Genomic DNA, 13,695 nt, shown 5'->3' with positions numbered 1-13,695 from the left:
AACTTCCTGCAAATAAACCATCACAGAACCTCCACATCAGACTCCCTCAAAACATCTCTCAACATGCTCACGGGACGGTGGCTCCGTAAGAAGACTCACAACAACCATGAAGATCGCTGAGACAGGCACCCCAATCAGTATCGGGTCAACAACAGGCCAGGGCATCGAAGAAATAACAGGACCTCCAAAGATGGCCTTGGCAATCCCAAGAGCCTCCGCAGTCTTCTTATACTCGAAAAGAAGCCATAAGAGGCTCACGATGGCGCCTGAAACCATACCTGCAATCGCGCCCTCACGGGTGGCCCTCCTCCAGAAAATAGCCGCAGCATAAACCGACAGGAAGGAAGCAGCGCAAATACCAAAGAAGAGAGCCGTCCCCTGCGCAATTATACTCCCTGGCAGCAGGTAGCCCAGAACAACCGCGATCAGAACCGCAATGATAATACCGCCCCTTGCTATGAGGACTGACCTTTCGCCCTTTCTGTTTCTTATGGTCTCATACACATCCCTTCCTATGGCTGTACCCTGCACATGGAACTGTGCGCTGAGTGTGGACATTGCGGCAGAGAGCAGGGTCAGCATGAAGATATAGGAGAACCACTCAGGCATGGCAGAATTGATAAAGACAGGTATTATCTTATCCGCATTGCCGCCAGCAGCCTGAAGGGCAATTACACCTGCCTTTTTGAAGAAGTAAACGTTTGAAAGGGCCCCGACCACATAGGCGCTCCAGGTCATCACGAATATGAAGAGTGCGCCTATCAGAACACCCCTGTTGAGCTCCCTGTTGGACCTCACCGTCATGAACCTCACTATTAGCTGTGGCTGGGCAAGGACACCCACACCCACACCGAGTATTATGGTTGACAGGAGGGTCCACCAGTAGGGGCTGCCATAAACAGGCATGCTGGTCCAGCCAGTTGCACCCAGAGCACTGGCCTTTGCAGGCACCAGATGAGACATGCTGGTGAGGGCCTGATGAGCATCCACCACACCACCAAGAATGTAATAGGTTGACACAACCAGGAAAATCATACCCAGAAACATTATGGTACCCTGAAGGGCATCAGTATACATCACACCACGTATACCTCCCAGCACGACATAAACAGCAACAATAACAGCCATCAGGATGAGGGCTATGTTGAAGTTAAGCCCGAGGGTAGTTTCAATAAATCTTGCGGCCCCTATAAGGACCACTGATGCGTAGAGTGGCATTCCCAGGAATATTATGGCCCCCCCAAATGACTGGAGGAACCTGCTATTGAACCTCCTCCCCAGGAACTCCGGGAAGGTGAGGGCAGACATGTTATGACCCATCTTCCTCGTGCGCTTACCAAAGAACACAAAGGCAATGAAAATACCCACAAGTATGTTGAGAAACACCAGCCAGAGTATCCCCATCCCAAACACACCGGCCATACCACCAAAACCCACAATCGCCGCCGTACTTATAAACGTGGCGCCGTAACTCATGGCCATGATGTAAGGATGGGTCTTCCTACCGGCCACCATGTAGTCCTCTGAGGTCTCCGTCCTCCTCCAGGCCACATAACCAACGTAGCCCACAAGAAGGAAGTAGATGAGAACAACGATACCCAGTACCAGAAAATCCATTCAACATCCTCCTTACGTTTATCAGTTACAATTTATAATTAACGATAATGATAATTAACATATAAGTCTTTACAGAAAGAAAACTGAGAGAATCACATTCAAAGGAGATCAAAATGATATGGAACCCTGAAGCAGAATGCATGAGTCAGGAAGAAAAACAGGAATTACAGCTCAGGAGACTGCAGGAGACAGTTAAAAGGGCCTATGAAAACGTGCCATACTACAACAAACGTTTAAACGATTTAGAGGTGTTTCCAGAGGACATAGAAACACTGGATGATATAGAGAAGCTGCCCTTCACCACAAAGAATGACCTCAGGGACGCATACCCCTTCGGGATGTTTGCAGTGCCAGATGAGGATATAGTGGAGGTCCACACATCATCAGGAACCACCGGTAAGCCAGTTGTTTCCGGTTACACCAGGAGGGACCTTGAAATATGGTCGGAGGTAATGGCGAGATCCCTGACCATGGGGATGGCAACAAAGAAGGACCGTATACAGAACTGCTATGGGTACGGGCTTTTCACAGGGGGCCTTGGTGTCCACTACGGGGCCCAGAAGATCGGGGCGACCGTCATCCCAATCTCAGCGGGTAACACCAAGAGGCAGATCGAGATAATGCAGGACTTCGGGACCACAATAATAACATGCACACCCTCCTATGCACTCTACCTTGCAGAGGTCCTTGAAAAGGAGGGCGTCGACATTGAAAGTCTGAACCTCAAATCAGGCATATTCGGTGCCGAGATGTGGACCGAAGAAATGAGAAATGCCATAGAGGAAAGGCTGGGACTCACCGCCCTCAACATCTATGGCCTCACAGAGATAATAGGGCCAGGAGTCGCCCAGGAGTGTACCGAGAAGAACGGCCTCCACATATTTGAGGATCACTTCTACCCTGAGATAATAGACCCTAAAACAGAAGAGAAACTCCCCTATGGCAGGAAGGGGGAGCTGGTACTCACAACACTCACAAGGGAGGGTATGCCAATCCTCAGGTTCAGGACAAAGGATATAACAGCCCTCAGGAACGATGAATGCGGTTGCGGCCGTACCCTTGTGAGGATGGACAGAATAACCGGTAGAAGCGACGACATGCTCAAGATCAGGGGTGTCATTGTCTTCCCATCACAGATCGAAAGGGCCCTCCTCAAGATAAAGGGTCTTGAACCACACTACCAGATAGTGGTCACAAGGCCCGAGTTTCTGGATGAGCTTGAGGTCCAGGTTGAAGCGTCCCCCAAACTCTTCTCCGATGAGGTTAAACATGTGGAAGAGGCCAGAAGGATGATAGAGAAGCATATACACAGCGAAATAGGTCTGCGTGTTAACGTCACACTTGTGGAGCCAGGAAGCCTTCCAAGAAGTGAGGGTAAAGCCATAAGGGTAATAGATAAGAGGAAATTTGACTAATGGAGGTGCCTTAAATGAAACTGAAGCAGATATCAGTCTTTCTTGAAAACAGAAAGGGCAGGCTGAAAAATGCCATTCACGCCCTTTCAGAGGAGGGTGTAAACATAAGGGCCCTTTCCATTGCGGACACATCCGAATTTGGGATACTGAGGATGATAGTTTCGGACCCTGAAGCTGCAAGGAAAGCCCTTGAGAAGAAGAACTTCGTGGTGAGGGTCAACGATGTTATAGCCGTTGAGGTACCTGATGAACCTGGAGGACTTGACGGTATACTGGGTGTGCTCACAGAGAGGGATATAAACGTGGAATACATCTACGCCTTCGTTGAGAAAAAGGGGGAAAAGGCAGTCGTTGTTATAAGGACAGAGGATGTTGATGAGGGTATAAGGGCACTTGAGGATGCTGGGATCCCCGTACTTTCATCTGAGGATATCTACATCCTCTAAACCCTTAACCACCAGTCACAATTAAGTTCCTACGTCTGAGGATATCTACATCCTCCAAATACTTAAACCTCAGTCACAATTAACAGTCTCAAATCCCTCATGGAATGCCCTCAGGTTTACTTCCATCAACTTTGGGGGCAGGTTATTCTTCATGGACTCTATAAGTGTCTCTTCACCCAGTGGAAACCCAGTGGTGGCCGCTGCGGCGCCCAGCATAACCATGTTGAGTGATAGTATGTGACCTGCCTCCACAGCGATTTTCTCCCCATTGAAGCTCCTCACCCTTCCTGCATTCTCCTCGAGAGTTTTAATTATCTCTTCTAGGGGAGGATAGGGGTGTGGGCTTTTTATCAGGTTGAATGGTGGTATCTTTGATGTATTCACAATTACACAGGCGTCTTCGGACATTTTGGGAAGTGCCCTCAGGGCCTCAAGGGGTTCGAAGGCTATTACGAGGTCAGCTTCACCCTGAGGTATGATGGAACCCCTCACATCACCGAACCTTATCTCTGTTGAGACAGCACCACCCCTCTGGGCCATCCCATGGATCTCACTCATGACAACATTCATTCCCTCATTCATGGCGGCCTCACCGATTATAACGGATGTCTTTATTATCCCCTGACCGCCAACACCACACACATAAATGTTGTAGCTCATCTTTTTCCCTCCGGTTTTATGGCTCCTGCTGGACATATCTGGAGGCATATGGTACATCCCCTGCAGTAGAGGGGATCTATGAATACCCTTCCATCCTCCTCAACTATCGCTGGACAGGCAAGTTCATTGAGGCATTCAAGACAGAGGTCACATTTCTCCTCATCAACCCTCACCGGCCTTCCGCGGACAGCGCCCTCAGATAGCATGCAGGGGTATCTGGATATAACCACGGCCACAGATTCGTGCTGAAGGGCCCTTCTGATGGTTTCAGAGGATCTCCTTATGTTCATTGGGTTAACGGTCTCCACAAATTCAACACCACAGGCCCTGGTGATATCCTCTATGGATATGGCTGGGGCCTCCTCCCCCATCCCATCAACCGGGAGCCCCGGGTGTGGCTGTCCACCTGTCATTGCAGTTGTCCTGTTATCCAGTATAACCAGAACGAACCTCTGCCTGTTGTGGACAGCATTTATGAGTGGCGGTATACCTGCATGGAAAAAGGTGGAATCCCCTATGAAAGAAACTATCCTCTGGGATGTTGCAGCCGAAAACCCGCAGGCGGTACCCACACTGGACCCCATGCTGAGGAGGTAATCTGCCGCAGAGTAGGGGGGCTCTATCCCAAGGGTGTAGCACCCGATATCGGTGGGGAATATGAGATCCTCCCCCTCAATACCGAGTTCAGAGGCGGCCCTCCTCACCGAATAGTACATGGCCCTGTGGGGACATCCGGGACAGAGTGCAGGGGGTCTTTCAGGTAACTCAGGCGCTTCTATTCCCTTTTCATGGCTTTTGATTCCTGTGAGTCCTGAAATGGCCCTTCTAACTATGTCCTCACTGTACTCATATATCTCAGGGAGTGTGCCGTCCAGTTTTCCATGGACCCCCACATCAAGGCCCTCTGATGTTGCGACTGCAAGGACCTCCTTCTCCATTACAGAGTCCACCTCCTCAACAACAAGCACCCCTTCAAGTCCAGAGAGAAACTCGGCTACAAGTCCCGCAGGGAAGGGGTAGGTGAATCCCAGTTTCAGGACCGGGACATCAAGTCCAAGTGTCTGGAGTGCATCGTATACATAGTTGAAAGCCCCTCCAGATGCAATTATTCCCAGATCCGATTCAGAGTCCTCATTGAGTACCCTGTTCAGTTCTGAGGTGTCTGCAACTCTCTTAAGTTTCTTCATCTTCTCAACAAGTTCCCTGCGCATCACCCTTGCGGTTGCAGGTACAGGTACAAACTGCTCTGGATTCTTTCTGAAAAACCCCTTCACTGGTTCCGCCCTTCTCTCGCCAGCCTCCACAACTCCCCTCATGTGTGAGACCCTGGTTGTGGTCCTTAAAAGTACCGGTATCCTGTATTCCTCTGAGAGTTCAAAGGCATGATTCATGTATTCAAGGATCTCCTGTGGATTTGAGGGTTCGAGGAGTGGAACCCATGCAAGGCGTGCGTAGTGCCTGTTATCCTGTTCATTCTGTGATGAGAACATCGAGGGGTCATCGGCAGATAGGACAACCATTCCGGCCCTCACACCGGTGTATGCGACACTCATGAATGAGTCTGATGCAACATTCAGCCCCACATGCTTCATGAATGTGAATGAGCGGACCCCTGATGCAGCGGCTGCCGCGGCGACTTCAAGTGCCACCTTCTCATTTATCGAGAATTCAAAGTAGATCCCTGCCCTCTTTGCAATCTTTGATAGGACGTTTCCTATCTCTGATGATGGTGTCCCCGGGTAGGTGCTTGCTACACCAACCCCCGACTCTATTGCGGCCCTCACCGCTGCCTCGTTACCAAGTAAGAATAATCTATCGCCCCTTCCGGCGTCAAGGATATCATCCAGTTCCATGAAATCACCTCGGAGTAATAATTTAAGTACTCTGCTGTGGATGGCCTGCAAGGCGATACATCCTGTCAGTACACATAGCAACCGTACTCAGAATACATCTATTAACATTTTATAAAAAATTTATCAGTTGGAATCACAAACCTTAATATGGACCATGAACAATTAGGATTCAGTTAATTCTAAATAATTTCTTCACATGATTCGGTGCGGAGATAAAAATGATAAATGTTAAGGTTTTAAGGTTTGAACCAGGTGTAGATGAGAAACCACATCTTGAAAGTTATGATATACCTTCAAAGGAAAAAATGAAGGTTCTTGATGCCCTTCAGCTTATAAATAAAATGTATAATGCCAATATTGCCTTCAGAAGCTCATGCAGGGCAGGGCAGTGCGGTTCATGTGCTGTTAAGATGAACGGAGAGGTTGTCCTGGCATGCAGGGCAGAGGTGGAGGATGGTGCCGTTATTGAGCCGGTGGACCTCCCGGTTATAAAGGACCTGATGGTTGACAGGAGCGAAATAGAGGATAAGGTGAGGGCCATGGGCCTCTACCTCCAGTCAGAAGCAAGGGGCATCCAGAGGATCAAACCAGAGGACTACCAGGACACCAAAAAACTGAGGGGATGCATAGAGTGTTTCTCCTGCATAAGTTCATGCCCTGTTATAAAGGAGAGCACAGAGTATGCAGGACCCTACTTCATGAGGTACATATCAAAATTTGCCTTCGATCCACGTGATGAGGCCGAAAGAGCCGCTGGGGGTGTGGAGGAAGGACTTTACTGCTGTACCACCTGCGGTAAATGTGCCGAGGTATGCCCCAAGGAACTCAATGTACCCGGGGATGCGATTGAAAAGCTGAGGGCCATGGCATGCAGAGAGGGCGCAGGACCCCTCGATGCCCACAGAAAGATCAAAAAACTCATTTCAGAGACAGGCAGATCCGTTGACCATATAGGAAAGGGTTTCATTGAATCAGTGGGGCAGAACCCGGGCTCAAGGATAGGTTTCTTCACAGGATGCCTGGTCGACTACAGGATGCCTGATGTTGGAATGGCACTTCTGAGGGTGCTGAGAGAACACGGCTTCGAGGTTGACGTCCCTGATGGTCAGGTGTGCTGCGGATCACCCATGATAAGGACAGGACAGCTCGACATTGTTGAGGATCTTGTTGAGAGAAACAGGAGGGCCCTCGAGGGGTATGACACCATAATAACAGTCTGTGCTGGCTGCGGAGCCACCCTCAAGAAGGACTATCCCCGTTATGGCGTTGAACTGAACGTCCTTGACATCAGCGAATTCCTGGCAGATCGGATCGACGACATTAAAATGAAGCCTGTCAATATGAGGGTGACCTACCATGATCCCTGCCACCTTCTGAGGGGTCAGGGCGTTAAACTGGAGCCAAGGAAGATACTTAACAGCATCCCGGGCCTTGAATTTGTTGAAATGGAAAAACAGGGGCAGTGCTGTGGATCAGGTGGAGGTGTGAAATCCGGTAAACCTGAGATAGCCGAAAGCCTGGGAAAGAAGAAGGCTGAGATGATACGCAAACTCAATGTTGACGCCGTGATAACAATATGCCCCTTCTGCCAGCTCCATATAAAGGATTCCCTTGAGAAGGAGGGTCTTGGGGACGTGAAGGTTATGAACATCCTTGAACTCCTCGACATGGCCTATTCCGATGACTGAGGGGGCTGGATATGGAAGTTTACGAGCTCCTCTCCAGAAACATTGGGGTCGTCTTTGTGGAACCTGAAACCCCTGGGAATGTGGGTTTCCTTGCGAGGGCCATGAAGAACTTCGGCCTTCAAAATCTCATCCTCATAAACCCCTGCAGCCTTGAGGATGAGGCCTATTACCAGGCAATGCATGCCAGGGACCTTGTTGAGGATGCCATCATCTACCAGACCCTTGATGAGATGATAGAAAACCTTGAACCTGACTTTCTTGTTGGAACAACCGGTGTGCCTGGAGGGAGCTACAACGTTGACAGAATACCCCTGAGACCATCCCAGCTCGCCTCAGCCATCAACCCCTCCTCAAGGACCTTCATCCTCTTTGGGCGTGAGGGGGATGGGCTCTCAAACAGGGAGCTCGGCCTATGCGACATGGTGGTGAGTATCCCCACAGATAGGGAATACCCCATAATGAATATAACCCACGCCGCCGCAATAATATTTTATGAGATATTCAAAAAAAGAGATTTTGACTGCGAAGGACTTGAGGATGCCTCAGGAGTTGAAAAAAAACTTCTCGTGGATGAGATGGACGAGATACTCTCATTGATTGACATTCCCCCACACAAGGAGAGGGTTGCCTCGAGGGTGTTCAGGAATGTGACCGGGAGGGCCTTCAGAACAGCAAGGGAGGACCATACACTTAAGGGTGTCCTCCGGAGAATAAAAAACAGGATGAAAGAATAAGGTTCAGGAGGTCTTGGTCTGTTTTTCGGTTTACTTGATATGGTGGGTATCATTATCTTCATCGTACTCATCATTTTCCTGCCTGTTATAATCAGGATGAGGATGTTCTCTGCGGTTGAGGGGGCCATCAGGGAACTGGATGATATGGAGAAGAAGGCCAGAAAGATAATAATGGACCTCAGCGGCATCACAGATGAGGGTCTCCTGGAGGACTACCTGGAGTTCTTCATAGTACCCCCCTCGGATATTGATCCATCAGGACTTGCAGATAAATTCAGGAGGCTCCTTGAGATGGGAGACCTCCGTATCAGGGAGATGATTGAAGTACTTTCCCCCAGATGCGGACAGTGAAAAAAAGGCTAACCATAATAATGTGCATGAAGGTGACCGCAGGTATCAGAGGTATCCTCAAATTTCTCAGGCATAACCTTGAACTATCAAGGAAGACAGGAAACCTTCAGATTCTGGTTGCACTCCAGATGAACCTTGAGCTGATCATGAGGACCGCCAGGGCATACCTGGATGGCTGCCAGGCAATCTCATCCTCCCTCCCCCTGGGTGACGGTGCCGGCCCCCTCACAGCAGGGATGCTCATAGATGAAGAGGACAGAAAAAAACACCTCCATGAAATGGTCTATGTAAGGAAAAGATTCATGGATAAGGATATTGGTATTCTGAAGCCACATGGTCCCGGTTCAAGGCTTGGAATGGTGGTGAAGGCCCTTGAGGAGATCCTCAGTGAGGATGAGTTCGACGAGGTTATAATGGTGGATGCTGCCGCTAAAATGGAGGGTGAAAAAACAGGTACAGTGGCTGAGGGGGTCGGGGTGGCCATAGGTGGCCTGGGGGTTGAAAAGTGGTTCATGGAGAACATGATACTTGAACACAGAACCCACGCCATCATAATAAAGATGTCCCCCGAGGAGGCGATGTCCCATATGACGAGGGAAATACTTGACGCCTGCAGCGTCGCCCGCTCAAGGATAGAGGATATAATATCCAGATCAGATGCAGATTCAATCCTCATAATCGGTGTGGGTAACAGCAGCGGCATACCTGACGCCGTTGAAAACCCCGGAGAGATCAGGGTGAAAGAAAAGGACAGCACCAAAAAATAAAGAGGAGATGCTTTGGGAAGAGCAAGGTAAAAGAAAAATACCCCCAAAAATAAAGAGGAGATGTTTTAATGGCAATACTCAGCGACCGTGACATAAAGAGGTACCTTGAGGAGGGACTGATAACCATAGACCCCCTTGATGACCCTGAAAGGCAGATACAGCCATCCTCAGTTGACCTTAGAATAGGCGATGAATTCAGGGGATTCAGGGTTATAAGAAAACCCTGCATAGACCCCAAGGACCCTGCGGATATAGAATCATACATGGAAACCTTTCATGTTGAGGAGGGTCCATTCATAATACATCCAGGTGAATTTGCCCTTGCAACAACCTATGAATACATAGGGCTCCCAGATAACCTTGTTGCAAGGGTTGAGGGCCGTTCATCCATCGGGCGACTCGGCATAACCATGCATGTAACTGCAGGATACGTGGACCCTGGCTTCCATGGAAGGATAACCCTTGAGATATCCAATATAGGTAAGATGCCGGTGGCCCTCTACCCTGGCCAGAGGGTCTGCCAGATAGTCTTCGAGACAATGACAAGTCCTGCAGAGAAACCATATGGTCACCCATCACGTGACAGCAAATACATCGGCCAGACAAGGCCCCAGACAAGCAGGATAAAGGATGATTATGAAATAAGAACCTCAAGGATCTGATGAAAAGGAGTGATCATGTTGAATCATGAAAAGACAATGACCGTTGCAAGGAAGAGAGGTTTCCTGTGGTCTTCATTTGAAATCTACTCAGGTGTGGCAGGTTTCGTGGATTACGGACCACTTGGAGCAACACTCAAGAACAAGATAATGAACAGGTGGCGTGAATTCTATGTGGTCAGGGAGGGCTTCTATGAAATAGAGTCCCCCACCATAATGCCAGAGGAGGCCCTCAAGGCATCAGGACACGTTGACCACTTCAATGACCCAATGACCCAGTGCAAGGAGTGCATGGATGTCTACAGGGCCGACCACATAATCGAGGATGCAACAGGAAGGGATGTTGAGGGCCTCGAAAACCAGGAGCTTACAGAGATCATATCAGATGAGGCTATAAGGTGCCCGAGGTGTGGTGGACACCTCACCCATGTATGGAGCTACAACCTCATGTTCCAGACCCTGATAGGGGCTAAAGGAAAAAAAACAGGGTACCTCACACTTGACACTGCCCAGGGGATATTCATACCCTTCAAGAGGCTTCTGAGGTTCTTCAGAAACCGCCTGCCATTCGGCGTTGTTCAGCTGGGCAAATCATACCGCAATGAGATATCACCCAGACAGGGTGTTATAAGGCTCCGTGAGTTCACACAGGCAGAGGCAGAGATATTCGTCAACCCTGAAGACAAGTCACACCCTGATTTTGATACTGTTAAAGGGGATAAACTCAGATTATATTCTGCAGATGACCAGCTTGATGGTTCAGAGCCCTCTGAGATGACCGCTGCTGAAGCAGTTGAAAAGGGCATTGTATCAAGTGAAATACTGACATACCACCTCTGCCTTGCAAAGAGGTTCCTCACAGATATAGGAATACCCGAGGATGCCCTGAGGTTCAGGCAGCACCTTCCCTCTGAAATGGCCCACTATGCAATTGACTGCTGGGACGTTGAGGCATTCACAGATTCCTATGGCTGGATAGAGATTATAGGGATAGCCGACAGGACAGACTATGATCTAAAATCCCACAGCCAGTACAGCGGCGAGGACCTAAGGGTTTTCATAGAATACGAAAAACCAAAGAAAATTAAAAGGCGCGCTGTTAAACCTGACATGGGCAGACTCGGTCCAAGGTTCCGCAAGGACGCTGCAAGGATAGCCCAGGCACTCAGTGAAATTGAAGCTGATGAAGTGGAAAAAGCACTCAGGAATGAGGGCAAATTCATCCTTGACGGTGAATTCGAAATACTGCCAGATGATGTCACCTTTGAGGATGTGGAGGAAGTTGTGACAGGAGAAAAGGTCTATCCACATGTCATAGAGCCATCATTCGGTATAGACAGAATAATCTACACCCTTCTCCTCCATTCCCTTGTGGATGAAGATGACAGGACCTACTTCCGACTCCCACCCCATGTTGCGCCGGTGGAGGTCAGCGTGTTCCCCCTTGTAAACAAGAAAGAAATGGTTGAGGTTGCCCTTGAAATAAAAAGAAAGCTCAGAAAATCAGGGTTCATAGCTGAATTTGACTCCTCAGGGACCATAGGGAGAAGGTATGCCCGTTCAGATGAAATAGGGGTTCCATTTGCGGTTACAGTGGACCATGAAACCCTTGAGGATGGAACAGTGACCCTCAGGAGCAGGGATGACTGCAGTCAGATAAGGTTGAAGATTGAGGAACTGGATTCAAAGTTAGAGGAATTTATAAAATCCTGAAACTACTCCTCCAGAGGAAGCGGGGTCTCCCTGACGCTGCCCAGAGATTCACTGTCCAGTACCGATGAGAGGCTCCAGTGGTAATCAAACAGACTGTTCCCCCACTGGAGAATCTCATCCCCATGACCCAACAGGATTTCCGTTTTTGATGAATCAAAGCCATCCCTTTTAAAGAGGCTCATTGAGAAAAAAGTGTCAGATATCAGGTACGAGATCTCCTGATTCTCAGGGAGAACACCAATTCTCAGTAAATCTGAATCCATGAGTTCATGGAGGTTCATTAAGCCAGACTCCCCAAGAAAAACATGATATGTGTTAGGTGTCAGTATGAGCTCCACCCTTCCGCCAGTTTCAACGAACCCTGCTATTGATTCTGTGTGCCTGGGAAGGCAGGATGAAAGCATTGCCCTGAGGCGGGTGGCGTTATCCAGCATCTCAAGGTAGGTTGTGTATGGTCTCTGGAGGTCATCTGGTGTTGCCTCAACAATGTAGGCGTCCCTAAAGACGTTTATGTCCATGAGGAACCGCGCTGGAATTGATCCAATTGAATGTTTGTTCCAGAATTCCCTGTGAAGCCTCACAGCATCCATTGAGTTCATAAATTTTGATAGGGTGATTCCCATAAGCTTTCCCTTTGAAGTTAGTCTGCATGTATCTGAGGACCTCTCCACCAGCCTCCTTTCCTCCAGCTCCATGAGTGCATGTGTGGTGGCTGAATTTGAGGTCCTTATGATGTCCCTGATCTCAGAAACCCTTTTTTCTCCGTCCATAAGATTGAGTATTACACCTGATCGCACCCGGGATCCTGCTATAAATCTGATCTCAGCAAGCAAATCATGAATGTCATCCGAAAACCCTGAAAGTAGGTTAAAATCACTGTTAAGTTCCATCCTCTGCCCCCTACATTGATAACATTATTCCAGTCAGGTTTCTGATGCCAAGCTTTTCAGATCTCTCCCTGTAATGTTCATAGAGCCGGAAGCCCCACTCAATGGCTCTACTGTCAGTACTCATGATATCCCTGTTCTGGTCATAAAATCCTCTGCTATCAAAAAGACCCAGTGAGAGGAACTTATCGGTCACCGTGAACGCAATCTTCAATGAGCCCTGAAATCGGAGAACCTTAAGGTTTCTGTTCTTAATTGCAGTCCTGAGGAGCCCGAAACTTGCATTTAAAACCATCTCCCGTATCACGCCATCTGTGAGGACAAGTTCAACAGGAACCCCCCTTTCCAGGAACCCCTCATAGATATCAACCAGGTCCCTGTGAGAGATGGGGGATACGCCATAAACCTCCTCAGAATCCAATATAAGTCTTCTGTAGGTGTTTTGGGGCCTGTATATATCCTCAGGTGCTGACCTGATGAGTTCAGAATTTATGAGCCAGTCAATATCCTCAATGAGGTATTCAGGAATCCCGCTGATATCATGATTCAGCCACATTTCATCAAATCCATTCATAACCCTCACAGAGTTCATCAATTTCAGTGCTGAGAGGGTCTTGAGGGTTGCCTCTGATGTAAGGCTGTAAGAGTTCCCCCTCCTGGTGATGGCCCCCTCCTCAAGAAGTAATTTTATGTTACTGTAAAGTGCTGGAAGGCTCACCTTAACTTCCCCTTTAATCTCATCAAAGGTTTTCGGTGACCTGAGAAGCGAAACCATTATCCTGAACCTTATGCTGGATTTGAGGATGAACTGAAGATCCTCATAGAGATATTCGTATACGTCAGTGAGCCTCTCTTTGTACATCAAACAGCCTCCTTATGTCTTTATATTCATCAGATTTTAAATA

At 48.6% G+C, this 13,695-nt stretch carries 13 protein-coding genes; 8 read left to right on the top strand and 5 right to left on the bottom strand.

Annotation, left to right across the window (positions count from 1 at the left end; all coding sequences use genetic code 11):
* Positions 1 to 36: 36 nt before the first annotated feature.
* Complete coding sequence (locus tag MTBMA_RS02105; protein WP_013295253.1) at positions 37 to 1,617, bottom strand: sodium:solute symporter family protein; 1,581 nt, start codon at positions 1,615 to 1,617, stop codon at positions 37 to 39.
* A 113-nt stretch (positions 1,618 to 1,730) separates the two neighbouring features.
* Here MTBMA_RS02105 and MTBMA_RS02100 point away from each other — a divergent pair, with 113 nt between their 5' ends.
* Together MTBMA_RS02100 and MTBMA_RS02095 are read left to right on the top strand one after the other, a co-directional pair.
* Positions 1,731 to 3,032: a phenylacetate--CoA ligase gene (locus MTBMA_RS02100; protein ID WP_013295252.1), complete on the top strand. Its 1,302-nt coding sequence runs from the start codon at positions 1,731 to 1,733 to the stop codon at positions 3,030 to 3,032.
* 14 nt (positions 3,033 to 3,046) lie between these two features.
* Positions 3,047 to 3,478, top strand: a complete 432-nt coding sequence (locus MTBMA_RS02095) for an ACT domain-containing protein (RefSeq protein ID WP_013295251.1) — start codon at positions 3,047 to 3,049, stop codon at positions 3,476 to 3,478.
* Between the two features lie 69 nt (positions 3,479 to 3,547).
* Here the strand turns inward: MTBMA_RS02095 and MTBMA_RS02090 are convergent, their stop codons facing one another.
* Together MTBMA_RS02090 and iorA are read right to left on the bottom strand one after the other, a co-directional pair.
* A complete protein-coding gene (locus MTBMA_RS02090; RefSeq protein ID WP_013295250.1) occupies positions 3,548 to 4,138 on the bottom strand; it encodes an indolepyruvate oxidoreductase subunit beta in 591 nt (196 codons plus the stop codon).
* Positions 4,135 to 5,991 (bottom strand): indolepyruvate ferredoxin oxidoreductase subunit alpha, encoded by a 1,857-nt coding sequence (gene iorA, locus MTBMA_RS02085; RefSeq protein WP_013295249.1) that lies wholly within the window; start codon positions 5,989 to 5,991, stop codon positions 4,135 to 4,137. The genes MTBMA_RS02090 and iorA overlap by 4 nt, the downstream gene beginning before the upstream one ends.
* 218 nt (positions 5,992 to 6,209) lie before the next feature.
* Here iorA and tfrB point away from each other — a divergent pair, with 218 nt between their 5' ends.
* From tfrB to glyS, 6 genes are all read left to right on the top strand, one after another.
* Positions 6,210 to 7,679 carry a fumarate reductase (CoM/CoB) subunit TfrB gene (gene tfrB, locus MTBMA_RS02080; protein WP_013295248.1) on the top strand — a complete coding sequence of 490 codons (1,470 nt, stop codon included), beginning with the start codon at positions 6,210 to 6,212 and terminating at the stop codon, positions 7,677 to 7,679.
* An 11-nt stretch (positions 7,680 to 7,690) separates the two neighbouring features.
* Entirely contained in the window at positions 7,691 to 8,413 is a 723-nt protein-coding gene (locus MTBMA_RS02075; RefSeq protein ID WP_013295247.1) for a TrmJ/YjtD family RNA methyltransferase, read from the top strand.
* Between the two features lie 42 nt (positions 8,414 to 8,455).
* Positions 8,456 to 8,764: a DUF1512 family protein gene (locus MTBMA_RS09265; RefSeq protein WP_171770390.1), complete on the top strand. Its 309-nt coding sequence runs from the start codon at positions 8,456 to 8,458 to the stop codon at positions 8,762 to 8,764.
* Complete coding sequence (locus MTBMA_RS02065; RefSeq protein WP_171770389.1) at positions 8,761 to 9,531, top strand: DUF1512 family protein; 771 nt, start codon at positions 8,761 to 8,763, stop codon at positions 9,529 to 9,531. Before MTBMA_RS09265 ends, MTBMA_RS02065 begins: the two co-directional genes overlap by 4 nt.
* Positions 9,532 to 9,599: 68 nt before the next feature.
* Entirely contained in the window at positions 9,600 to 10,193 is a 594-nt protein-coding gene (gene dcd / locus MTBMA_RS02060; protein WP_013295244.1) for a dCTP deaminase, read from the top strand.
* Between the two features lie 18 nt (positions 10,194 to 10,211).
* On the top strand, positions 10,212 to 11,903 hold the full coding sequence (gene glyS / locus MTBMA_RS02055; RefSeq protein ID WP_048901173.1) for a glycine--tRNA ligase: 1,692 nt from the start codon (positions 10,212 to 10,214) through the stop codon (positions 11,901 to 11,903).
* 2 nt (positions 11,904 to 11,905) lie between these two features.
* On the opposite strand, the gene MTBMA_RS02050 is transcribed toward glyS, so the two are convergent.
* Entirely contained in the window at positions 11,906 to 12,793 is an 888-nt protein-coding gene (locus MTBMA_RS02050) for a helix-turn-helix transcriptional regulator (RefSeq protein ID WP_013295242.1), read from the bottom strand.
* A 10-nt stretch (positions 12,794 to 12,803) separates the two neighbouring features.
* Positions 12,804 to 13,652 (bottom strand): helix-turn-helix transcriptional regulator, encoded by an 849-nt coding sequence (locus MTBMA_RS02045; protein WP_013295241.1) that lies wholly within the window; start codon positions 13,650 to 13,652, stop codon positions 12,804 to 12,806.
* Positions 13,653 to 13,695 lie beyond the last annotated feature (43 nt).

It is taken from the genome of Methanothermobacter marburgensis str. Marburg (assembly GCF_000145295.1).
Taxonomy (GTDB): domain Archaea; phylum Methanobacteriota; class Methanobacteria; order Methanobacteriales; family Methanothermobacteraceae; genus Methanothermobacter; species Methanothermobacter marburgensis.
This window is presented reverse-complemented; position numbering and strand designations above follow the sequence as displayed.